General features: G+C 44.2%; 22 protein-coding genes. 10 read left to right on the forward strand and 12 right to left on the reverse strand.

The features are described from left to right. The first annotated feature begins 14 nt into the window (after positions 1-14). From J7384_RS11810 to yacG, 9 genes are all read left to right on the forward strand, one after another. Entirely contained in the window at positions 15-530 is a 516-nt protein-coding gene (locus tag J7384_RS11810) for a retropepsin-like aspartic protease (RefSeq protein WP_209114261.1), read from the forward strand. Positions 531-617: 87 nt separating this feature from the next. Then, positions 618-1,520 carry a carboxylating nicotinate-nucleotide diphosphorylase gene (nadC, locus tag J7384_RS11815; RefSeq protein ID WP_209114262.1) on the forward strand — a complete coding sequence of 301 codons (903 nt, stop codon included), beginning with the start codon at positions 618-620 and terminating at the stop codon, positions 1,518-1,520. 300 nt (positions 1,521-1,820) lie between these two features. After that, positions 1,821-2,312, forward strand: a complete 492-nt coding sequence (locus J7384_RS11820) for a prepilin-type N-terminal cleavage/methylation domain-containing protein (RefSeq protein ID WP_209114264.1) — start codon at positions 1,821-1,823, stop codon at positions 2,310-2,312. 124 nt (positions 2,313-2,436) lie between these two features. Then, positions 2,437-4,140, forward strand: a complete 1,704-nt coding sequence (gene pilB, locus J7384_RS11825; protein ID WP_209114266.1) for a type IV-A pilus assembly ATPase PilB — start codon at positions 2,437-2,439, stop codon at positions 4,138-4,140. 95 nt (positions 4,141-4,235) lie between these two features. Next, positions 4,236-5,471, forward strand: coding sequence for a type II secretion system F family protein (locus tag J7384_RS11830; protein WP_209114268.1), 1,236 nt, complete (start codon positions 4,236-4,238; stop codon positions 5,469-5,471). A 100-nt stretch (positions 5,472-5,571) separates the two neighbouring features. Continuing rightward, entirely contained in the window at positions 5,572-6,456 is an 885-nt protein-coding gene (locus tag J7384_RS11835) for an A24 family peptidase (RefSeq protein WP_348523867.1), read from the forward strand. Positions 6,457-6,568: 112 nt separating this feature from the next. After that, positions 6,569-7,183 (forward strand): dephospho-CoA kinase, encoded by a 615-nt coding sequence (gene coaE / locus J7384_RS11840; protein WP_209114270.1) that lies wholly within the window; start codon positions 6,569-6,571, stop codon positions 7,181-7,183. Between the two features lie 118 nt (positions 7,184-7,301). Further along, a complete protein-coding gene (gene zapD / locus J7384_RS11845) occupies positions 7,302-8,042 on the forward strand; it encodes a cell division protein ZapD (RefSeq protein ID WP_209114272.1) in 741 nt (246 codons plus the stop codon). A 76-nt stretch (positions 8,043-8,118) separates the two neighbouring features. After that, positions 8,119-8,355: a DNA gyrase inhibitor YacG gene (gene yacG, locus J7384_RS11850; RefSeq protein ID WP_209114274.1), complete on the forward strand. Its 237-nt coding sequence runs from the start codon at positions 8,119-8,121 to the stop codon at positions 8,353-8,355. A 101-nt stretch (positions 8,356-8,456) separates the two neighbouring features. Here yacG and mutT read toward each other — a convergent pair whose 3' ends face one another. The 3 genes from mutT to J7384_RS11865 form a co-directional block, all read right to left on the reverse strand. Continuing rightward, positions 8,457-8,870 (reverse strand): 8-oxo-dGTP diphosphatase MutT, encoded by a 414-nt coding sequence (gene mutT / locus J7384_RS11855; protein WP_209114276.1) that lies wholly within the window; start codon positions 8,868-8,870, stop codon positions 8,457-8,459. 116 nt (positions 8,871-8,986) lie between these two features. Then, positions 8,987-11,668, reverse strand: a complete 2,682-nt coding sequence (secA, locus tag J7384_RS11860) for a preprotein translocase subunit SecA (protein ID WP_209114278.1) — start codon at positions 11,666-11,668, stop codon at positions 8,987-8,989. A 108-nt stretch (positions 11,669-11,776) separates the two neighbouring features. After that, positions 11,777-12,718 (reverse strand): M23 family metallopeptidase, encoded by a 942-nt coding sequence (locus J7384_RS11865; protein WP_209114280.1) that lies wholly within the window; start codon positions 12,716-12,718, stop codon positions 11,777-11,779. A 61-nt stretch (positions 12,719-12,779) separates the two neighbouring features. Here J7384_RS11865 and J7384_RS11870 point away from each other — a divergent pair, with 61 nt between their 5' ends. After that, positions 12,780-13,283, forward strand: coding sequence for a DciA family protein (locus J7384_RS11870; RefSeq protein ID WP_209114282.1), 504 nt, complete (start codon positions 12,780-12,782; stop codon positions 13,281-13,283). Positions 13,284-13,354: 71 nt separating this feature from the next. Here J7384_RS11870 and lpxC read toward each other — a convergent pair whose 3' ends face one another. The 9 genes from lpxC to murD form a co-directional block, all read right to left on the reverse strand. Further along, the gene (lpxC, locus tag J7384_RS11875; protein WP_209114284.1) at positions 13,355-14,275 is read right to left on the reverse strand and encodes a UDP-3-O-acyl-N-acetylglucosamine deacetylase; all 921 of its coding nucleotides are present in this window, start codon (positions 14,273-14,275) and stop codon (positions 13,355-13,357) included. Between the two features lie 163 nt (positions 14,276-14,438). Continuing rightward, on the reverse strand, positions 14,439-15,608 hold the full coding sequence (ftsZ, locus tag J7384_RS11880) for a cell division protein FtsZ (RefSeq protein ID WP_209114286.1): 1,170 nt from the start codon (positions 15,606-15,608) through the stop codon (positions 14,439-14,441). Between the two features lie 127 nt (positions 15,609-15,735). After that, positions 15,736-16,971: a cell division protein FtsA gene (gene ftsA, locus J7384_RS11885; RefSeq protein ID WP_209114288.1), complete on the reverse strand. Its 1,236-nt coding sequence runs from the start codon at positions 16,969-16,971 to the stop codon at positions 15,736-15,738. 29 nt (positions 16,972-17,000) lie between these two features. Further along, positions 17,001-17,846 carry a cell division protein FtsQ/DivIB gene (locus J7384_RS11890; protein WP_209114290.1) on the reverse strand — a complete coding sequence of 282 codons (846 nt, stop codon included), beginning with the start codon at positions 17,844-17,846 and terminating at the stop codon, positions 17,001-17,003. 59 nt (positions 17,847-17,905) lie between these two features. Next, on the reverse strand, positions 17,906-18,844 hold the full coding sequence (locus tag J7384_RS11895; RefSeq protein ID WP_209114292.1) for a D-alanine--D-alanine ligase: 939 nt from the start codon (positions 18,842-18,844) through the stop codon (positions 17,906-17,908). Further along, a complete protein-coding gene (murC, locus tag J7384_RS11900) occupies positions 18,837-20,315 on the reverse strand; it encodes a UDP-N-acetylmuramate--L-alanine ligase (RefSeq protein WP_348523869.1) in 1,479 nt (492 codons plus the stop codon). The genes J7384_RS11895 and murC overlap by 8 nt, the downstream gene beginning before the upstream one ends. A 33-nt stretch (positions 20,316-20,348) precedes the next feature. Beyond that, positions 20,349-21,464 (reverse strand): undecaprenyldiphospho-muramoylpentapeptide beta-N-acetylglucosaminyltransferase, encoded by a 1,116-nt coding sequence (murG, locus tag J7384_RS11905; protein ID WP_209114294.1) that lies wholly within the window; start codon positions 21,462-21,464, stop codon positions 20,349-20,351. Next, entirely contained in the window at positions 21,461-22,666 is a 1,206-nt protein-coding gene (gene ftsW / locus J7384_RS11910; RefSeq protein WP_209114295.1) for a cell division protein FtsW, read from the reverse strand. Before ftsW ends, murG begins: the two co-directional genes overlap by 4 nt. Then, on the reverse strand, positions 22,660-24,156 hold the full coding sequence (gene murD, locus J7384_RS11915; protein ID WP_209114297.1) for a UDP-N-acetylmuramoyl-L-alanine--D-glutamate ligase: 1,497 nt from the start codon (positions 24,154-24,156) through the stop codon (positions 22,660-22,662). The genes ftsW and murD overlap by 7 nt, the downstream gene beginning before the upstream one ends. Between the last annotated feature and the right edge of the window lie 29 nt (positions 24,157-24,185).

Genomic DNA, 24,185 nt, shown 5'->3' on the forward strand with positions numbered 1-24,185 from the left:
CAATGGAATATACTATGAGTCAAACACCACCAACAAATAAAATTAATCGAACTTTTACCTGGTTGGCATGGCTGAGTTTATTTGGTTTACTGGTGTTTGTTTTTAATGATTACTTAGAAAACCAATACAATCCAAACCGCGAGGTTGAGAGCAGCACCAGCTTTAATGGTAAAAGTCAGGTGATATTGCAACAAAATCGTGCGGGTCATTACCTCGCTAATGGCACGATAAATCAACAACCCGTTACTTTCTTGCTAGATACAGGAGCGACTCAGGTCTCGGTACCAGCACACCTAGCCGAGAGTTTGTACCTCGATCGTGGTCGAGCGGGTATTGCCAATACAGCAAATGGTCAAGTCACCGTCTATCAAACAGAAATTGCCGAACTCACCATAGGCAACATTCAACTCAACAATGTCAGCGCCAGCATTAACCCTGGCATGAAAACCAACGAAATATTATTAGGCATGAGCGTACTAAAACAAGTACAATTTAGCCAAACTGGGAAACAGCTTATCTTAGAGTACTAAGCAAGCAGCAACCCCTATTGATTGTCTCTTTAACGATCAAATATACAATGACTTCTTCGTATTAACCAAACCAACGAGATTTGAACCATGCCATTTCTAGCGAGCTTATCAGCCGAACAACAACAAGCCTTGCAACAAGACATTACCGAGACCGTATCATGGGCGTTAAGTGAAGACCTAGGGGCAAAGACAGGCTGTGAGCCAAATGCAAGCGACGACATTACCGCAGCATTAATTCCTGCTGAAAATACCGCAGTGGCAACCGTTATCAGCCGCGACGAATGCATTATTTCAGGCCTAGCTTGGGTTAACGAAGTGTTTAAACAACTCGATGCCAGCACAGGGCTGAATACCGAAATCACTTGGTTTGTTAACGATGGCGAACACGTTAAGGCCAACACGACCCTATTTGAAATCTCGGGCAACGCGCGCACTATTTTAACGGGTGAGCGCACGGCACTGAACTTTTTACAAACCCTCTCTGGCACTGCCAGTTTAACTAGCACCTATATGAGTGCTTTAGAAAATACCACGACTCAACTATTAGATACCCGTAAAACGCTACCCGGTTTGCGCAGCGCACAAAAATATGCAGTATTATGTGGCGGTGGTTACAATCACAGAATTGGTTTGTTCGACGCCTTTCTTATCAAAGAAAACCATATCGCAGCTTGTGGTGGTATTGCCAATGCAGTAGCAACAGCAAAAAACAATCATCCGAACAAAAAGGTTGAAGTCGAAGTAGAAAGCCTCGATGAGCTAACCCAAGCACTAGAAGCGGGTAGTGACATTATTATGCTCGACAACTTTACGCCTGAGATGATTGACCAAGCAGTTGCGCTCAGTAATGGCAAAGCCAAGCTTGAAGTATCAGGGAATATGACCTTAGAAAAACTCACTACCTATGCCAAAGCAGGTGTTGACTATATTTCTGTAGGCGCACTCACCAAGCACCTTAATGCTGTCGATTTATCGATGCGTTTTAAATAACCTACTCTTTCGACTAACCCTGCAATACCTTAGTTACAGCTTTTCACCTCATGCGAGCATCAATTTATCATCCAAATTGATGCTCACACTGAACTAGACATTTTCACTGATTACGCTAAGTTCACCAAACTTTCACGAAACCATCATATATCTGCGATAATTCTTCAGATTTTTAAAGAAAAAATAAACAATTAGGACAAAAGTAAAAAAATATTAAAAAAATTTGCAACAAGGTTTTACATTCGTTCAAAAATATCGCAGTATTAACTCAGCCCCCGTAATAAATATGGAAAACATATTATGAAAAAAACATTACAACAGCTAGCGACAGCTAAATCTAACAACAAAGGTTTCACCTTAATTGAATTGATGATCGTAGTAGCGATTATCGGTATTCTTGCAGCGGTAGCATTACCTGCTTATCAAGATTATACTCGCAGAGCTGAATTCTCAGAAACAACTATCGGTGCAGCCAACCTAAAATCTGCAGTAGCAGTTTGCGCTCAGACTCAAGGGTTGACCAATGTTGGTAACTGTGATCCAGGTACTAATGGTGTACCAGCAAACGTAACAGCAGCAGCAGGTACTGTTGGTTTAGCATTAACAGGCACAGCACCAGCGGCTGCTGCTAATGCTGGTGCTGCAGGGCAAACCTTTATTATTACTGCTACTGCACCTACTGACTCACCAAATACAGGTGAAACTTTTACATTGACAGGTACATTAACAGCAGCTGGTAATATCAACTGGGCTGCTGGTGTTTGTAGTAACACGAGTGCTAACTTGTGTTAGTAACCTCAATACTCTAGATAGTAAAAAGGCTCCATCCGGAGCCTTTTTACTATCTAGAGTAGGCTTTATAACGTTAATACAGTAGACTAACAAAAATTATATTAGGTTTAGCTAACTAATTCTTATGAAGGGATTACACCAACAGTCTAGTTTGTTATCTGCACTAGCGAAAAATCACATTGTTTCTGATGAGCAAGTCGATGAAATCAGCTCTGGTTTTATCCAACAAAAAAAACCTTTTGTAAAATACCTCGTTGAAGATAAAAACTACAGCGCTAAGCATATCGCACAGGTGCTCGCTAAAAGCTTCGGTCACCCTTATATTGACTTAACTGCCTTTGATACTACATTAGTTCCTGAAGGTGTTCGCAATGAAAAATTAATTCGCAAGCATCATGCGCTACCTTTATATCTTAAAGGGAAAATTCTCTACATTGCGTCTTCTGATCCGACCAATTTAGATGCATTGGAAGAAATCCAATTTAATACCGGCTATACCACAGAGTTAGTTATTGCCGATGAACAAAGCTTGCAAGATACGATTGAAAAAGTCTTAGAAGACGAATCGGACGCCCTTGATATTACAGATATCGACTCTGACGAACTAGCCGGTATTGATGTTGAAGAAGAGCGCTCTGACGACGACCCTGTGGGTGGTGACAAAGAAGATGCCCCAATTGTTGTTTATATTAATAAAATATTATTGGATGCCATTAAAAAAGGTGCGTCTGATTTGCACTTTGAACCATATGAAAAGGCTTACCGTATCCGTTTTCGTATCGACGGCATATTAACTGAAATTGCTAAGCCACCAGTAGCACTTGCTTCTCGAATGGCTGCTCGCTTAAAAGTTATGTCAAAGCTCGACATTGCTGAGCGTCGAGTGCCGCAAGATGGCCGAATAAAATTAGCTTTATCTAAGAAAAAGTCTATCGATTTTCGCGTTAGTACCCTGCCAACCATGTGGGGTGAAAAAATCGTAATGCGGATACTCGACAGTTCAAGTGCCATGCTAGGTATTGATATGCTTGGTTATGAGCCAGAGCAAAAAGCAATATATACTGAAGCTCTTGACCAACCACAAGGTATGATATTAGTAACCGGGCCTACAGGTTCAGGTAAAACCGTTTCACTTTATACTGGCCTCAATATTCTCAATACCCCTGAGCGCAATATTTCAACCGCTGAAGATCCAGTAGAAATCAACCTTGAAGGTATTAACCAAGTACAAATTAACACCAAAGCCGGTTTGACTTTCCCATCAGCTCTACGTTCATTTTTACGGCAAGATCCCGATATCGTTATGGTTGGCGAGATTCGTGATTTAGAAACTGCTGAAATTGCCATTAAAGCAGCGCAAACCGGTCACTTAGTGCTATCAACCTTACATACCAACTCAGCACCAGAAACCTTAACTCGTTTACTCAATATGGGCGTGCCCTCATACAACGTTGCCAGCTCTGTTAGTATTATTATTGCCCAGCGCCTCGCTCGGCGCTTGTGTATGGCATGTAAAGAAGAAGAGCATATTCCAGATGCTGAATTACTAAAACAAGGTTACACAGCTGAACAATTGTCAGACGTTAAACTGTTTAAACCCGTTGGTTGTGAACAATGTACTGGTGGTTACAAAGGCCGAGTTGGTATTTACGAAGTAGTCAAAATTAGTGATGCTATGTCTTCAATCATAATGGAAGGCGGCAATTCCCTTGATATTGCAGAACAATGTCAAAAAGAGGGTTACAATAATTTAAGACAGTCCGGCCTTTTAAAAGCTATGCACGGCGTTACTAGCTTAGAGGAAGTTAATCGAGTGACTAGTGGGTAAGTAAAAGAAAAAGTTTGCAGTAAGCAGCTAGTAATTATAAGTTAGTTTCAGATAACCTTATTTTCCAATACAGTTCATCCGATGACGGGAAAGTTATGGCAACAGCTAAAACCGTAAAGCCTCAGCCACTAGACGTTTTTTTATGGCAAGGGGTTAACCGCAAAGGTAAAAAAGTGAGTGGCGAGCTTTCTGCCGCTAGTATGCTAGAGCTAAAGGCTCAGTTGCGCAAACAAGGCGTTACCCCAGGGCGTATCAAGAAAAAACCTAAGCCACTATTTGGTCTTGGTGGTGATAAACCCATTACCCCAGCAGACATTGCACAAATTAGTAGGCAAATCGCTACTATGTTAGGTGCCGGTGTTCCTTTGGTGCAGACCATTGAAATGATAGGTAAAGGCCACAACAATGGCAATATGCAAAAATTATTAGCCGATATTGGCAATAAATTACAATCAGGTATTCCCCTCTCAGAATGTTTGCGCGAACACCCTAGGTATTTCGATGACCTCTACTGTGACTTGGTAAATTCTGGAGAACAATCAGGCGCTTTAGAAACTATATACGACCGTATTGCTACCTATAAAGAAAAAGCAGAAGCACTAAAAGCTAAAATCAAAAAAGCACTCACCTATCCTATATCCGTAGTTGTTGTTGCCATTATTGTTACCTCTATATTACTTATTTTCGTGGTACCCACTTTTAAAGAAATTTTCGATAGTTTTGGTGCCGAACTCCCAGCCTTTACCCTCTTAGTCATTGGTATCTCAGAACTCATGCAGGCATCATGGTACTTAGTACTAGGTGCTTTATTTATATTTGGTTATCTATTCAAACGAGCCCATCGCAATAGTGCCAAGCTCCGGGATCAAGTCGATGCCAATATTTTAAAAATCCCAGTTATTGGCGGAATATTAAAAAAAGCCGCCGTTGCCCGTTACGCTCGGACCTTATCAACCACCTTTGCCGCAGGTGTGCCATTGATTGACGCGCTTGAATCTGCTGCAGGTGCATCTGGCAACGCAGTGTTTCGTGATGCAATACTGGAAATAAGAGCTGAAGTCGCATCGGGTATGCAAATGAACTTGGCGATGCGTAACTCTAGTATTTTCCCCGACATGGTCATTCAAATGGTCGCAATCGGTGAGGAATCTGGTGCCGTTGACGATATGCTCGCTAAAGTGGCAACAGTTTACGAACAAGAAGTCGACAACGCCGTTGATAACCTAACAGCTCTATTAGAGCCTATGATTATGGCAGTATTAGGTGTAGTCATTGGCGGCTTAATCATCGCCATGTACTTACCTATATTCCAGATAGGTCAAGTAGTGTAACTAGCTATTGATATGCTTTTATCCATACAAAGATGCCTTAGCACGTGAAATCAGTGCTAAGGCATTTGCTTATTAAACAACTAAATCTCTGAGGCTTGTTTTGCTCAACGATATTATTGCCGCATTTAATGCTTATCCTATTTTCTTTTACGGTTTTGTTGCTACTTTGTCGCTAATGGTGGGGAGCTTTTTAAATGTGGTCATTTATCGGTTACCTAAAATGCTTGAAAATGGCTGGTATCAAGAATGTCGCGAGTTTTTAGCCGATGAAGTTAAAGATATTCCCGCGAAAAAAATTACACCAATCACCTTGTCGAAACCCGCTTCAAGTTGTCCTAACTGCCAGCATAAAATTCGCTTTTACGAAAACATTCCTGTACTAAGTTGGCTGATTCAAGCAGGCAAATGTCGCAGCTGTCAGCAACCAATTAGTAAGCGTTACCCGCTGATTGAATTGAACACCGCCATACTGAGCACCGTGATTGCGGTAAAATTTGGTGTTAGCCCAGCAACACCTCTTTTACTCGTGCTCACCTGGGGCTTAATTGCACTTACCATGATTGATTTTGATCACATGCTCTTGCCTGATCAAATTACTTTACCTCTGCTTTGGCTCGGCTTATTAGTAAACATTAACGGTGTTTTTGTTCCACTAACTGATGCGGTAATTGGCGCCGCCGCAGGTTACTTGAGCTTGTTTAGCATTTTTTGGCTGTTTAAACTCGCCACTGGTAAAGAAGGTATGGGCTTTGGTGATTTCAAGTTAGTAGCAGTGTTTGGCGCTTGGATGGGTTGGCAACTGTTACCACTACTTATTTTGATGGCATCAGTGGTTGGTGCTGTCGTCGGTCTTTCGTTAATGGCGTTTAAAAACCAATCTCGACAGCAGGCAATTCCCTTTGGCCCTTATTTAGCGACAGCAGGTTGGATTACTTTATTGTGGGGCCAAGGTATTTGGCAATGGTATCTGTCAACCTTGGTATAAGAATAGTAATACAAGATTGAGTATGTAAGCTGATTTACATCGAATTAATTGCCACTATACTTAAATAACTACCAAGCGATAAAATGCTAACAAAAATACTGAAGGACGCAATATGAGCCAGTTTGTTGTAGGATTAACCGGTGGTATAGGTTCTGGAAAATCAACGGTAAGTGCAATTTTTGAAGAGTTTGGTATTGATGTTATTGATGCAGATATTGTCGCTCGCCGCGTCGTTGAACCAGGAACACCGGCACTAATGCAAATAGAACAACATTTTGGCAGTGACTATATCACCGCAGAGGGAACCTTAAACCGCACCAAACTGCGCAGCTTAGTGTTTTCCAATAACGACGCCAAAACATGGCTCAACGAATTACTTCACCCACTGATTCGAAAAACGTTACTGGCAGATATAGAAGCTTCAACCAGTCCTTACAGTATTTTGGTGGCACCACTGCTTATTGAAAACAAACTAACACGCTACGTCAACCGAGTGTTAGTCGTCGATATAGATGAGCGCACGCAATTGGCAAGAACTTTAAAACGAGATCCAAGCTCTGAGGACGAAGTCAAAAGCATTATTGCCAGCCAAACATCACGAGAAAACCGACGACAACACGCTGACGACATAGTCGATAACAGCCTTAGTGATTTAAGCCAACTCAAGCAACAACTTCAAAACTTACATCGACTTTATCTTGAATTTGCTGGCCACCAAGCAAGTTAACATTGAGCTTAAAAATTAACTTTCAGTTCTAAGCTCTGTTGCAAAAATAATAGTCGCTATTTACGGCCGTGATAAGGTAAGATTGAAAATTCCATGTTTAATCTTACCTCAGTAGTAAATGGCGAGTATTTTATACGAACACCCTCTCAATGAACGAATTCGCTGTTATCTCAGGCTAGAGCACTTGTTTAATCAGCTCAATGCTTGTAGCGATTACCCGATCAAAGCGAGCCACCAAGTTTATTTTAATGCCTTATTCGCTATTGTAGATATGCTAGAGCGCAATGATGTGCGCGGCGATTTAATCAAAGATTTAGAAAAACTTGAACAAAATTTGGTGCTTTGGTCGCAATCTCCCGATGTTGACGTCGATGTCTTAGAACCAACGCTGCGCCAAACGATATCACTCAGTTGCCACTTAAAGTCTAACCAACAAAAATGGTGGCAACTTAAACAAGATAAATTTCTCGCCGGACTAAAACAGCGCTTTGCGATTCAAGGCGGCAGTGCTTGTTTTGATTTACCCCAGCTGCACTTTTGGTTAAACCAAGAGCGGGCGCAGCAAGATACCAAAGATTGGCTAACACCACTAGAGCACATTTCACAGTCGCTGCTCTTAATCTTAAAATTTATTCGACAAAAATCTTCATTTGAACAAATTGAAGCGCCAAGTGGCTTTTACCAAGAAAATGGTGAGGGTTTATCACTGCTGAGAATAAAAGTCGATGACGCAGAACAATACTACCCAAGTGTCAGTGGCAATCGCTTGCGTTATTCTATTCGCTTTATGTCTCCATGCGCTGAATCAGGCAAGCGCTACATCAGCGAGCCGACGCGCTTTCAACTCGCTCGTTGCTAATACCTGATAGATAATTTTGGCAAGTAAGCTCAAGACAGGTAAAATTAGAACACCTTGACAGATTTAGTACTTAATAATGACTTTAATTGTAAACTGCCCTACTTGTGATAAAAAAGTACAATGGCAAAGTGAAAACCAATACCGACCTTTTTGCAGCGAGCGCTGTAAGCTGATCGATTTGGGTGACTGGGCTGATGAAAGCCACAAAATATCACAACCACTGCAAACAGAAACTGAACTTAGCGAAGAAATGCTCGACAAACTAGAAGAGCAATTTTTACAGCACAATAAATTCTTTGTTGAGCCGGAGTAATCGCAGTTTTCTATAGTTAGCTGCCAGTACATAGTTTGTTGTTACAGTAAATAGTTTGTTGTTAGCTTCTTTGCTAATCGCTGGCAGCCAGCAATTCAACACTAATCGTAATGTGCTGCTAGCGCTTCAACGATTGCGACATTAGCTTCAGGGAAGTCGATATCAGCGAGCTGGCCAATATCGTACCAAGCGCTTTCTTGCCCTTCTTGCGGGCTTGGTTGGCCATTGAAATGATTAACTAAGTAAACATCGAGCAGTACTTGCTTATCGCCGTAGTCGTGTTCAACTTTCAGCAACGGCTGACATGCCAATGGTTCAATATTAACTTCTTCGCTCAACTCTCTAGATAAAGCCTGAGCAACTGTTTCGTTTGTTTCGACCTTCCCGCCGGGAAACTCCCATTTACCGCCCTGATGAACGTTTAGGTGCCTTCTGGTTAAGAATACACGCTGTGTTTCCTGACCTTCATCAACAATAACACCAACAGCCACGTGAACCACTTTTTTCTCTGCCATGACAGCCTCTGTAATATTTTTCTCTGGATAAATTAGTTGATAAATAAAAAGGTGGACTAAATAGTCCACCTTTTTACTGATTGTCGATACGACAAGTATGCAATAAAGTTAAGCGCTTAGCTCAATTTACCACAACATTGCTTGTATTTTTTACCTGAACCACACGGACACGGATCATTGCGGCCAACTCGCGGTGTAGTGCGCGCTTTAGTCACGTGTTCAGTTTCTTCGTGGTTGTATTCTTTTGGTAACTCTTCCGATTTGCGGTGTTGTTCTTCAACGGCCTCAACATCAGATTCAGCTTGAATTTGTACTTTACACAAAATACCAATCACGTCGTATTTTAAGTTCTCCAACATTTCAGAGAACAACTCAAAAGATTCACGCTTGTATTCTTGCTTAGGATTCTTTTGTGCATAGCCGCGCAAGTGGATACCTTGACGCAAGTGATCCATTGCCGCTAAGTGCTCTTTCCAATGAGAGTCTAAACTTTGCAACATGACCGCTTTTTCAAACTGACGTAAAACATCAGCGCCAACTAATTCTTCTTTCTCAGCGTAAACTTGCTCAGCGGTTTCAAGAATCTTCTCGCGCAGTGTTTCTTCGTAAAGCTTGCTGTCTTCTTCTAGCCATTTGGCAATCGGCAAGTCCAGTTGAAGTTCGCCTTTTAAGCGTTCCTCAAGACCACTGATATCCCACATTTCTGCTAGTGACTGCGGCGGAATGTGTTGCTCGATAATACCAAAAACAACATCTTCGCGAATTGACTTGATAACATCAGCAATATCGCTCTCTTCCATCAAACCGTTGCGTTGTTCGTAAATAACTTTACGTTGATCGTTAGCAACATCGTCAAACTCAAGTAGTTGCTTACGAATGTCGAAGTTACGACCTTCAACCTTGCGCTGTGCATTTTCAATACTGCGCGTTACCCAAGGGTGCTCAATTGCTTCACCGCGTTCCATACCTAGCTTACGCATCATGTTAGCAATGCGCTCTGAGGCGAAAATACGCATTAAGCCGTCTTCCATCGACAAGTAAAAACGCGAAGAACCGGCGTCACCTTGACGACCTGCACGACCGCGCAATTGGTTATCAATACGGCGAGATTCGTGGCGCTCTGTGGCAACAATGTGTAAACCACCAAGCTCTAATACTTTATCGTGCTCAGCTTGCCAATCAGCTTTCACTTTGGCAATTTGATCTTCAGTTGGGTTGTTCAACTTGGCAATCGCCGCATCTAAATTACCACCTAAAACAATATCGGTACCACGACCAGCCATGTTAGTGGCAATTGTTACCGCGCCAATTTTACCGGCTTCTGCAATAATCTCAGCTTCTTGTTGGTGGAATTTAGCATTTAGAACTTTGTGCTTAATTTTCGCTTTTTTCAGGAACGATGCTAAAAACTCTGATGTTTCAATGCTAATCGTACCCACTAATACTGGCTGACCGCGTTTGACACAATCTTGAATATCTTCAAGGATAGCTTCGTATTTTTCTTCAGCAGTTAGATAAATTAAGTCAGCGCGATCGTCGCGAATCATATCGCGGTTGGTTGGGATAACAACTGTCTCTAAACCGTAGATGTGATTAAATTCAAACGCTTCAGTATCGGCAGTACCTGTCATACCCGCTAACTTGTCGTAAATGCGGAAGTAGTTTTGGAAGGTGATTGAAGCCAAAGTTTGGTTTTCGTTCTGAATGTTAACACCTTCTTTCGCTTCTACCGCTTGGTGTAAACCTTCAGACCAACGACGACCTTCCATTGTGCGGCCAGTGTGCTCATCAACAATAACAATTTCGCCGTCTTTAACAATGTAATCAACGTCTTTTTGGAACAACTTATGGGCGCGCAATGCCGCCATAACATGATGCAACAAAGAAATATTGCTCGCGGCAAATAGTGATTCGCCTTCGGCAATTAAGCCTTTTTCTTGCATGATTTCTTCTATGCGCACTTGACCGCGTTCAGTTAAGTAAACTTGCTTAGACTTTTCATCGATAGTGAAGTCACCAGTGCTTTCTTCACCTTCTTTGTCTTCTTCTTCCTGCTGCTCTAACGTCGGGACAATAGTATTTACTTGACGGTAAAGCTCTGAACTATCTTCCGCTTGACCAGAAATAATTAACGGGGTACGCGCTTCATCGATTAAAATCGAGTCAACTTCATCGACCACGGCAAAGTGTAATTCACGCTGAGTGCGCTCAGCTGGCGAAAATGCCATGTTGTCACGCAGGTAATCAAAACCAAACTCGTTGTTAGTACCGTAAGTGATATCGGCTTGGTAAGCGGCTTGTTTGTCTTGCGGTGCCATACCTGGAATATTACAACCAACGGTTAAGCCCAAAAATTCAAATAATGGGCGACTCCAGTCGGCGTCACGGGCAGCAAGGTAGTCATTAACGGTAACAATATGAACACCTTTACCGGTTAATGCGTTTAAGTACGAAGGCAAAGTCGCAGTAAGCGTTTTACCTTCACCCGTTCTCATTTCGGCAATCTTGCCTTGGTTTAACACCATGCCGCCGATCATTTGCACGTCGAAGTGGCGCATGCCAAATACGCGAATGCTGGCTTCACGAACAACGGCAAATGCTTCTGGCAATAGTGCTTCTAAGGTTTCGCCGTTAGCAATTCGCTCTTTGAACTCAGCTGTTTTAGCTTTTAATTCATCATCGCTCAGCGCTTGAATGACTGGCTCGAGTGCGTTTATTTTTTTGACTTCTTTACGCATTTGCTTGATCAGTCTGTCATTGCGACTACCAAACAGTTTTGTTGCTAACTTTACAAACATCTTGTTAAACCATTTATTTAGAGAACTACTGCTAAAAACGAAAGCCTCGACATTCCAGTCAAGGCTAAAAAACTTTTACTTGTTAATTATTACTGTACTGTGATCGTTCTACTTGCCCTTTCGGTACACGTATTTGATCGGATTGATTTGTCGGTCGTTGCGCAAAATTTCGTAATGCACATGTGGCCCAGTTGAACGGCCAGTACTACCCATTAACGCAACTGCTTGGCCTTTACTAACAACATCGCCCACTTTAACGAGTAAGGTCTTGTTGTGGCCGTAGCGGGTTTTTAAACCATTGCCATGATTAATTTCAATTAATTGACCATAGCCATATCGTTCATCAGCCCAGCTGACGACACCTGATGCGGTGGCAATAACTTCTGCACCTTCTTTACCGGCGAAATCGATGCCCTTGTGCATTGCTGGTCGGCCGTGGAATGGATCTTTACGCATTCCGTAGTACGAAGACAACCAACCTTTTTTAATTGGCCGTCCCGACAAATATCCTGTTTTACCTATATGGTGACCAAGCGACAAAGATTCAAGCATCTCTAATTGCTTTTCTTCGTGATTGACCTGCTCAGACAGTTGATTCAACTCAATTAGCAGCTCGGCTAACGATTTATCTGACTGAACGTAGTCACCAGCTATTGGACCACCGCTTGGCGGTAACTGGTCAAAATTGAATTCTTTTTCTGGAATATTAGCTTCAGTGGCAAGGCGATCGCCAAGCGCGTTTAGGCGCAGTACTTGACTCTGTAATTCGGCTAATTTCACTGTAAGTGCAGTTACTTGCGCGGCATTGGCTTGTTGCTCAGCATTCAAGCGAGTGTTGTCGTTACGCTCATTTTCAACAACTTGCTGATTATCGGCGGTCGATGCCGACAGTGTTGGCGCCATGTATGGGGTTTGATTAGCCGACAGTACCAAGTGGACAACAACACCTGACACTAAAGCAAAAGCAGCTAACGCGGATAACCAATGCAGTTTAGTGAGCTGCAGTGAAAATCTAACATTTTTTCCACGGTATAGTAGTGTTAAACTCATAATATTACGTTATTTCAACAGCGACTGTCAGGTCAGGCACAATCCAGAACTCAGGTTAATTATGTCTAGAAATTCTAAAAAGCCAGCCGATATGTCGGTGCTCTTTCATTCATCGACAGGCACTTTGGCACAAATTGCTAAAAAAGCCAACTCTTTGACAAAATTAGCTGATATTGTACGACAAATCTGCCCTGATCTACCAGAGCAAGGCTACCAACTTGGCAATGTTAAAGATAAAACCTTAACCATAGAAGTTGCTAACTCGGTTTGGGGACAAAGACTGCAATTTGAACGCAACCGTTTAGCCCAAGCCTTTAGCCAAGCCAGCCAAGGGCTGATTAGCCATATCGATATTAAAGTAATGCCATTTTTAGCTCATCAACGCAGGCAGCAAGAAAACATCACTGAAAAGCTTGCCGAAAAACGTCAAGCCAGCGCCAAAAAAGTGATTCCTGCCCAAGCTGGCGAACAATTATTACAAGCCGCTGAGCACGCGCCAGCGTCTCTGCAAGCGAAAATTGCTCGGTTAGCGGCTCTCGCCAACAAAAATAATCAACAAAAATAGCTTCGACAAAAAACAGAGCAAAAACAAAAAACCAGTGCAGTGCACTGGTTTTTTTAATATTCGTTTAGCTGTTAAACGGCGACTAGCTCAGTTTCTTGGTAAGCAATTGGCGACTCGGCTGTTGAGTCTTCGTAAGTCACCCATTCCCAACAATCGGTGCGTTTAAACACTTCACGCAATAACAAGTTGTTCAAACCATGGCCTGATTTAAACGCATTGAGCTCACCTAAAATGCTGACGCCGCCCATGTACAAATCGCCAATCGCGTCGAGAATCTTGTGTTTAACAAACTCGTCGTCGTAGCGCAAGTCATCGCTGTTTAGCATGCGGTATTCATCAAGTACAATAGCGTTTTCTAAACTACCGCCGAGCGCCAAGTTATGAGAGCGCAAAAACTCAATGTCTTTCATAAAACCAAAAGTACGAGCGCGGCTAATTTCTTTGATAAATGAACCGGTTGAAAAGTCCATACTCATAGTTTGACAGGTGTTGGCAATAACCGGGTGATCAAACTCAATGGCAAAATTAACTCTAAAACCTTCGTATGGTTTTAACTCTGCCCATTTGTCGCCTTCTACCACTTTAATCGGTTGCGTAATGCGCAAAAAGCGTTTAGCGACATTTGAGCTTTCAATACCGACTGACTGAATTAAGTAAACAAAAGGCAAGGCACTGCCGTCCATAATTGGAATTTCAGGTGAGTCAACATCGATAATCAAGTTATCAATGCCCAAACCAGAAATTGCCGAAAGCAAGTGTTCAACGGTGGAAACTTGAACACCTTCTTCATTGACCAAACACGTACACAAAGTCGTTTCACCCACGGCTGCAGGTGTTGCTTTGATATCTACAACAGGATCAAGATCTACACGGCGAAAAACGATACCGGTATTTGCAGGCGCAGGGTGGAGAGTAAGCTGCACCTTTTCACCTTTGTGTAATCCAACACCAACGCTGGAAACTGATTCTTTAATTGTACGTTGCTTGATCATAACTTGCCTTTTTCTTAAGCTTTTCAGTCACTAACCAACTTTCGCTGGATAAGCGGCCGCATAATATAGCAAAAAAGCGCGACAATAGCAAAATTGCTCAAATTTAACACAGCACCTGCACCAAATCAGTGCTTGATGACAGTGCTTAGTAGCTGCGTAAAATTTAGTCGGCTTGCTTACGCAAAAACGCTGGAATATCTAAGTAGTTATCCAAATCAGCTGCGCTGGTTGTTTTTGGTTGAGCTTGCGCTTGAGCATTTGCTTCTGGCATTGCCGCCGTAATAGCACTTGCTTCAGGTTGCGCACTTGGCGTGTAATCGCCACCAACCACTCGCTGTTCAACCGGCGGTGCAACAATGGTAATGTCTGGCTTGCGCTCAGCACCGATACCAGTTGCAACAACAGTTACGCGCAATTCGTCACTCATTTCTGGGTCGATAACCGCACCTACAACCACGGTTGCGTTTTCAGAAGCAAATGCCTTCACCGCATTACCAACGGTCTCAAACTCGTCGATACTAATGTCCATACCAGCGGTAATATTCACCAAAATACCGCGCGCACCCGCTAAATCTACGTCTTCTAATAGTGGGCTTGAAATCGCTGCTTCAGCTGCTTCTTCAGCGCGATCTTCGCCTGATGCCATACCAGACCCCATCATCGCGGTTCCCATTTCAGACATCACAGTTTTTACGTCGGCAAAGTCAACGTTGATCAAGCCAGGGCGAGTAATAAGCTCAGCAATACCTTGAACAGCGCCTAACAAGACGTTGTTAGCTGCTTTAAAAGCGTCGAGCAAGCTAGTGCCTGGGCCTAACACTTTTAATAATTTTTCGTTTGGAATGGTGATCAATGAGTCAACGTTTTTCGATAAAAACTCAATACCTTGGTCAGCGTAATTCATACGCTTTTTACCTTCAAACGGGAATGGCTTGGTCACAACAGCAACCGTTAAAATCCCCATTTCTTTGGCAATTTCAGCAACCACTGGCGCAGCACCTGTACCTGTACCACCGCCCATACCGGCAGCGATAAAGACCATATCAGCACCTTCAAGGGTTTGCTGAATAGTTTCGCGATCTTCTTCAGCCGCGCGACGACCGATTTCTGGGTTAGCACCAGCACCTAAGCCTTTTGTAACATCACTCCCCATTTGCAAGGTGACATTTGCCGATGAGTTGCGCAATGCTTGCGAGTCAGTATTGGCCGTAATAAATTCAACGCCTTCAATGGTTTGGCTAACCATGTGCTCAACGGCATTACCGCCGCCCCCGCCAACACCAATGACTTTAATGACCGCATCTTCGCTGTGATCTTCCATCAATTCAAACATAATTTCTCTCCGTTTTTTACCTTTTTGTTCCACCAAAAACTACAATTTCAACTGGTCAGCTTGTCCTTTATTTGACCAATCAGTTAATTGGTAACTTATTGTAACGTAAATCAATAAGTTACCGCTATTAAAATTCACCTTTAAACCAAGCATGCAGTCGTGACCACAAACCTGTGACCCCTTCACTGCTCTTTTTGTCAATGCTTTCTTGCCCGCTCGCTTGTAAGCCGTAGTGCAACAAGCCGACTACTGTGGCATAGCTCGGGTCGTTAATATATTCTTTTAAACCAAGAACATCGGTCGGCTCTGCGATACGCACTGGCATTTGAAACACTTCTTCTGCGAACTCAACCACGCCTTCCATTTTTGCGGTACCGCCAGTTAAGACATAGCCAGCCGCAATTTGATCTTCTAAGCCCGCTTCCCTTAACTCTTCCTGAATTAATTCAAATAATTCGTGATAACGCGGCTCGACAACTTCGGCAAGGGTGTGGCGCGACATCGAACGAGCAGGTCGGCCGCCAACACTTGGCACCTCAATATTTTCTTCCATCGAGACCATTTGTCTCAAGGCACAAGCGTATTGCACTTTAATATCTTCAGCGTGACTGAGCGGCGTTCTAAAGATTTTCGCAATATCGCTGGTCACTTGATTACCCGCCACCGGAATTACAGCGGTATGGCGCAATGCACCACCCGTAAATACGGCAATATCCATGGTGCCAGCACCAATATCGACAACACAAATACCCAACTCTTTTTCATCTTCAGTAAGCACGGCGTAACTTGACGCAAGTGCCGAGAAAATCAATTGGTCGGCCTTTAACTCGCAGCGCTCGACACACTTCACTAAGTTTTTTGCCATATCATTGGCGCAAGTGACGATGTGAACCTTAGCTTCCATCCGAACACCCGACATACCGATCGGGCTTTTAATACCGTCTTGCACGTCAATGCTGAATTCTTGCGGCAATACGTGTAGCATTCTGCGCTCAGCCGAAATAGGTACTGAGCGGGCGGTGTGAATCACGTTATCAACGTCTTCTTGTAACACTTCGTTATCGTTAATTGGCACCATGCCATTTTCATTCTGACAACTGATGTGCTTGCCGGAAATTCCTAAGTAAACAGAGCTAATTCGGCAGTCCGCCATCAATTCTGCTTCGTTAATGGCGCGCTGAATCGACTGAATCACTAAGTTCAGATCATTGACACCGCCTTTATCCATGCCGCGAGACGGTTGATTACCGACACCAACAATACTCAACTTGTTGTCTGGTGTAATCTCACCCACAGCTACGGAAATTTTTGAGGTGCCAATATCTAAACCAACAACTAAATTTCTTTCTGTCACTTTCGCCATTAAATGTAAACTCTATCTAATCTCTACTATTAGCTTTCTTGCTTGCTTGGCTGCTGCCAACCAACTGCTAAACCCGTGTCATAACGCAAATCGATATAATCAATCTGTGGAACTTTTGGCAGCTCTTGCGAGCGGCCTTTTTTCTTACTTTTAGCAGCTAAAGTCAACGCTGCTTGATGCTGCTTTATCTGCGGATAAACATCGATAAAACGCTGAATGCGCTCTACTCTATTTTCTCGCCCTAAATTTAAAACAACCCCATCATTCAGGGTTAATTGCCATGAAAAGCGTTCAGTTAACAACAACTCGTCAATGGCAAGCTCGGCAAAGCCCAACAACTGGTTAAGGTTGTGGTAGTTTTCCAATGCAGTTAGTTCACTGCCTTCTGGGCCATAAAATGCTGGCAAACCATGCCTCACTCTACTGATGTCAGCTTGGAACGCTTGACCGTCAACATTGAGCAAAAAGTCGCCATTCCACATCGCAACCGGCGTTTGATCAACCACGTAAATGTTGAGTTGATTAGGCCATTGCTTGCGCACCGATACCGACTTAACCCAAGGCAAGGCTTCAACTTGCCGATGTATTTGATCAACGTTCAGTTGAAAAAAGTTGCCTAAATTGACATTGGCAATAGCCTCTTCAACATCCGCTCGCACGCTGTAAGGCATTTCACCATCAATAACAATTGAGGTCACCGGCACCGCTTCTTCGGCGGCGACATTGTTTTGAATACGCCAGCCAATTACCACAATAGCGACCAACACTAAAACAAAAAAGACAACCCCGAGCCAAAACGCTAACGGCGTTTGCCCTTGGTAATCAATACCGCTTTTTGCCTTCGCGGTTTTATTTGTCTCTATTGCTTTTGCCATCTTGCTCTCTAATAAATTAAGCCAACCGTTGCGATGTACTTAATATATGTGCCTAGCTTTTACCTATTAGCGCTTAGCTGTAAAATCTCAGTGACTAGTTGATTAAAAGTCAAACCATGGACTTTGGCGGCCTTGGGTACCAAAGATGTTTCCGTCATACCTGGTACGGTATTTACTTCCAATAACTGCCATTGATTATCGCTATTGAGCATAAAATCAACCCGTCCCCAGCCACTGGCACCCGACGACTTAAACGCTTGAAGCGCTAAACCTTGTAACTCCGCCTCTTGCTCTTTTGGCAGGTTTGACGGGCAGTGATACTGAGTTGTGCTGACTTGATACTTAGCCTGATAATCATAAAATTCATGTGGCGTTTCCATGTGAATCGCCGGTAGCGCTTGCTGCCCCAAAATCGCGACTGTGTATTCACCGCCGGTAATCCACGCTTCAACTAACACACTCGAATCGTATTCAAAGGCATTGTTGAGGGCTGCGATTAAACTCTCTGCGCTATCGGCACTTGCCATACCGATACTAGAGCCCTCATGTGCGGGCTTTACCATGACCTTACCGCCAAGTGCTGCCAAAATATCAGCAGCTTGTTCAGGGTTAAAATCAGCTTTTTCAACCATCTTAAACTCAGCAGTAGGCAAACCTAAAGTGCGCCAAATCTGTTTACAACGAATTTTATCCATCGCAAGCGCTGAACCAAGCACATTAGAGCCGGTGTAAGGTACACCTAAATATTCCAGCGCCCCTTGAATGCAACCATCTTCTCCGCCGCGGCCGTGCAAGGCAATAAAGGCGCGATCTATACCGCGTGTTTTCAATTCGCCTAAGTTAAAACCTTGGGTATCAATCAACTCAACGTTAAAACCGGCTTCGGTTAGCCCTTTTGCCACTGCGCTACCAGAGTTCAGCGATACTTCGCGCTCGGCTGAATCCCCGCCGTATAAGACCGCGATTTTCTCTTGTTTTAATTGTTCGAGGCTAGTCATGGTTAGCCTCCGCTTTAGCAGACTGGTTGAGCAACGGACTAGTTGCCACTTGGCGAGCAATTGCACCAATGTTGCCAGCACCTTGCATGATCACCATGTCACTGTCTTGTATTTGATTTGCCAAAAGCTGCTCAAGCTGTTCAATATCGCTGACATAAACCGGTTCAACTTGACCGCGCTGACGAATGCTGCGAGCAAGACTCTTACTATCAGCGCCATTAATTGGCGCTTCGCCGGCTGGGTAAACATCGAGTAATAACAAACAATCCACTTGCGACAAGACATCGACAAACTCTTCATACAAATCGCGAGTACGAGAGTATCGGTGCGGCTGAAATACCATCACCAAACGCTTATCTGGCCAACCTGCGCGCATTGCATTAATGGTCACGGCAACTTCTTCTGGGTGATGACCGTAATCATCGATTAATGCCGCTTGACCTTGCTCTGTTGATAAATCAGCAATGTGCTCAAAACGGCGGCCAATACCTTGAAATTGAGTTAGCGCTTGATAAATCGCACGCTCATCAACACCTTCATCAATGGCAACGGCAATTGCGGCCAGCGCATTTAAAACATTGTGCTGGCCCGGCAAATTAAGGCTTAAAACAAGCGGTGCAGTTTGCTCGTTAACACCTTTAACCGAGACTTTAAACTGACTTACTTGACCACTTTGTTGATAGTCGAATGCTCTGACGTCGGCATCTTCACTAAAGCCGTAGGTAATCACTTGGCGGCCAATACGCGGAATAATTTCACGAACCACAGGGTTGTCGATACACACCACCGCCAAACCGTAAAATGGCAGGTTGTGCAAAAACTCAATATAAGTGTCTTTGAGCTTTTCAAAGTCACCTTGATAGGTTTCCATGTGGTCTTCGTCGATATTCGTGACCACAGCAACCATCGGCTGTAAATGCAAAAACGAAGCATCACTTTCGTCGGCCTCAGCAATCAAATAGCGACTTGTCCCCAAGCGGGCATTAGTGCCAGCACTGTTGAGTAAACCACCGATAACAAAAGTTGGATCTAAGCCCGCTTCGGCAAAAATGCTCGCGGTTAAGCTAGTAGTAGTTGTTTTTCCATGAGTTCCAGCAATGGCGACGCCGTGGCGAAAGCGCATTAACTCAGCAAGCATTTCAGCGCGGCGCACCACAGGAATGCGCTGCTCTTGGGCAGCGACAAGTTCAGGGTTATCAGCGGCAATCGCCGTTGACACCACAATTACGCTTGCGCCATCGACATTCTCAGCCTTGTGGCCAATTGCCACTTTTGCACCAAGTCCAGTTAGGCGTCGCACAACTTGGTTTTCACCGATATCAGAACCAGTAATGCAATAACCTTCATTTAATAGCACTTCGGCGATACCACCCATACCAGCGCCGCCGATACCGACAAAATGAATCGTTTTTACCCGGCGCATCTCAGGGATTTTAATCGGCGCCATGTCCTTGTTATCGGTTGTTTTCATTACTTGTTCTTGCTTAGAAAATTTACTCATTGGTTAGCCCTCCTGCTCAGAGCTAAGCGCTAACGCTGGCACTTGAGCTATACAGGCTTGCGCGACTTTGGCGGTGGCATCAGCATGAGCAGCGTCGTGAGCTTGCTTCGCCATGGTTTGAATAACACTGTCGGAAACAAACAAACTATTGAGCATCTGCGCTAGTCGCGTGCCGTTAAACTCGTGTTGAGGCAATAATTTTGCCGCACCGCGATCGACCAAATACATGGCGTTTTTAGTTTGATGATCATCAACTGCATGGGGCAAAGGCACAAAAATAGCTGGCTTAGCAGCTAATGCCAGTTCAGAAACCGTTAATGCGCCGGCGCGACAAATAACGACATCGGCCCAATCGTAAGCCGCCGCCATATCATCAATAAATTCAGTGACTTTAATGCCTTCGTCAGTTAAACCATAATCGAGGTAACTTTGTTTAACCGCGCTTTCATTGCCTTTACCGCTTTGATGCCAAACTTGAATGTTTTGCACCTTAATTTGCTTCATCGCTTGCGGGACAATATCGTTAAGCACCTTAGCGCCTAAACTGCCACCGACAATTAATACTTTTTTGCTAATTGAAGGCTGCTCAGGAATCTTGTTATCCATCGCTAATATCTGGCTGCGTAGCGGATTACCTACCACGTCGTAGCCCATGCGCGGACCAAATGCGCCCGGGAAAGCACTTAATACTTTTGACGCCAAACGGGCAAGATAACGATTACTCATACCAGCAACAGCATTTTGTTCGTGTAAAACCAGTGGCTTTGTCGTAAGCCAAGCAGCTAATCCACCCGGTGCACTGGCGTAGCCGCCAAGACCTAAGACAACATCAGGTTTAACTTGACGAATCACCTGAATAGATTGCCAAACAGACTGTGCCAGCTTAAACGGCAATTTCAACCAGCTTGACCAACCCTTGTTGCGCAAGCCAGCAATATTGACAAAAGAAATAGCATAACCCTGGGCTGGTACTATTTCTGCCTCCATTCGGTCAGCCGTGCCCAACCAATGGACATCCCAACCCTGCTCAACTAAATAATCAGCGACTGCAACACCCGGGAAAATATGCCCGCCAGTGCCGCCTGCCATAATCAAAATCATTGGGCGCTTACTGCTCATTTTCGCCCTCCATAAGTCGCTTGAATACTCTGTAAACGTATCTCGTGATCTATTCTAATCAGCACCACTAGTGCCAATGTCATCACTATCATAGAACTGCCACCGTAGCTAATCAGTGGCATAGTTAATCCTTTGGTCGGCACAATTCCTGCGCTCGCGCCAATGTTAACCGCGGTTTGGAAGCTCATCCAAATACCAATAGCGAAGGCAAAAAAGCCTTCAAAATATTTCTCTTGCGCCAGTGCTTTGCGGCCCAGTAACAACGCCTTAATCACTAGCCATGCACTCAACACCAAGACTAAGCTGACACCGATAAAACCAAACTCTTCCGCCAGCACCGCCATAACAAAGTCGGTGTGCGCTTCTGGCAAATACTCAAGCTTTTGAATGCTATTACCAAGGCCTTGACCAAACAAATCACCACGGCCATATGCCATCAGTGATTGGGTTAACTGATAACCGCTGCCGAAAGGGTCTTGCCACGGGTCTAAAAAGCTGGTCACTCGCTTCCAGCGATACGGCTCAAATACCGCTAGTGCCGACAACGCCATAACACCAACAGAAGCAATCGCTAAAAATTGCCAAAGTTTAGCTCCGGCTAAAAATAACAAGCCAAAGGTGGTGACAAACATAACAATAACCGTGCCTAAATCCGGTTGCATCAGTAGCAAAAACGCCAACAAGCCAAAGACAATTAGCGGCTTGGCAAATCCCTTCCAGTTTTCCATCACTTCATCGCGACGGCGCACTAAATAAGCGGCTAAATAGGCGAAAAAGAATAATTTAGCTGGCTCTGCCGCTTGAATAGTAATTGGGCCAAGCACAATCCAGCGAGTTGAACCATTGACGTTGCGACCAATACCAAGAACAACAACCAGCAGCCCCAAAGCGACGAGCAATAAATAACCACTGTACTTGTGCCACCATGACATCGGCACTTGCAGCGCCACCGCCGCAATCGACAAACTCAAACCAATATAAATAAAATGCCGAGTGACAAAGTGGAATGGGTCGTTAAACAAGCGCTCAGCAACTGGCATCGACGAGCTTGCCACCATCACTAAACCAATCACGTACATAGCAAGGCCAAGCACGACATAGCCGCGGTCAAAAGTCGCTTTACTCACCACTGGGGCATCAAACAGTGACGTAAACCACTGCTGAATATTAAAACTTGGACGAGTTAACAAAGCTGCTAGCATTGCACCTCCCCGCCAGTTTTCGCTGGTTTGCTTGACAGTGCTTGCACCTCATCCGCGAAAACTTGCCCGCGCTCAGCAAAGTTTTTAAATATATCCATGCTGGCACACGCTGGAGACAACAAAACAATATCGCCAGCCTTGGCGCTCTCAGCAGCACTTTCAACGGCAGCTTGCAGCGAGCTTACTTGCTGTGATTTTTCAGATAGCGCCGCTATTTTGGCGCCATCTTGGCCATAACAAAACACGCGACTAACATGTGCTTCAATTAACGCGGCCAAAGGACTAAAATCAGCGCCTTTACCAAGGCCGCCAGCAATTAAGTAAAGCTTTTGTTCTGGAGTTTGTGGTGCTAAGCCTGCAATTGCCGCCTGTGTTGCGCCAACATTAGTCGCTTTTGAATCGTTTACCCACAAAATATCATCGTTGCTAGCAACTGGCTGACAGCGATGTGCCAAGCCCGTAAACTCTGGCAACAAGGCAACTAATGCTTGCAGTGGCCAACCCACTGAGGTTGCTAACGCCATCGCTGCTAGGCAATTTAAACCATTGTGAGCACCGGCGATTGGCAATTTATCTAAAGCGATCAGTGCTTGTTCACCAAAGCACAAATGCAAGCTCTCGGTTGACGAATTACTTTCGGTTGACGCTTTCATCGCCAAGCCAAACTGACCGGCTTCGGGCTCATCTAAACCAAAGCTAATCACTTGAGTATCAGCACTTGATAACTCATTAGGCAGTTGAGTCGCTGAGTCTTGACGATTCACCACTGCAACCTTGGCATCTTGGTAGATGCGCTGTTTAATGCGCTGATAATTCGCCATATCGCCGTGGCGATCGAGGTGGTCATCACTTAAATTCAATACAGTCGCCGCGCTTGGCGCCAAGCTTGATAATGTTTCCAATTGAAAACTCGACAATTCAAGAATCAAGTAATCCGGTAACGCTTGCTCGCCTTCAGTTGTGCTATCAAAGCAATTTAAGTTATCGAGTACCGGTGTACCGATATTGCCACCAAGTTGTGCGTTGAGGTTTAAACGGCTGGCCCAAAATTGCAACAAGCTCACCACCGTTGATTTGCCGTTCGAGCCAGTGACTGCGATAACTTTTGGACGTTTTTGCTGATTAAGACTCTGAGCCCCAGCGTTAGTCTCAGCGTTGTCAGTCAAATCACTAGAAATTAGCCGACAATAAAGCTCAACATCGCCCCAAAGCTCAGCATCAGGTTTAATCCACGCCAATTCAGGCGTTGCTAAATCAATGCCCGGGCTAATCAAGACGATATCCGCTCGCGCCAACCAGTCTTTGCGCCATTGCCCCAATGCCAATTGGCCAAGTGAGAAGGTCTCGGCAAACGATTGTGCATCGATAATGTTATCGCGACTGTCATTGAGCTCAAAGGCAATGTTGTGACGCTGTAAAAAACGCGCGCAAGACAGTCCCGAAAGCCCAGCTCCCAGTACTAAGACACGCTTGTTTTTTAACAGTGACAAGGTTTGCACTTTGTTATCTTCTCGCTTTT

It is taken from the genome of Endozoicomonas sp. G2_1, from assembly GCF_017744155.1.
Classification (GTDB): domain Bacteria; phylum Pseudomonadota; class Gammaproteobacteria; order Enterobacterales; family Alteromonadaceae; genus JAGHQT01.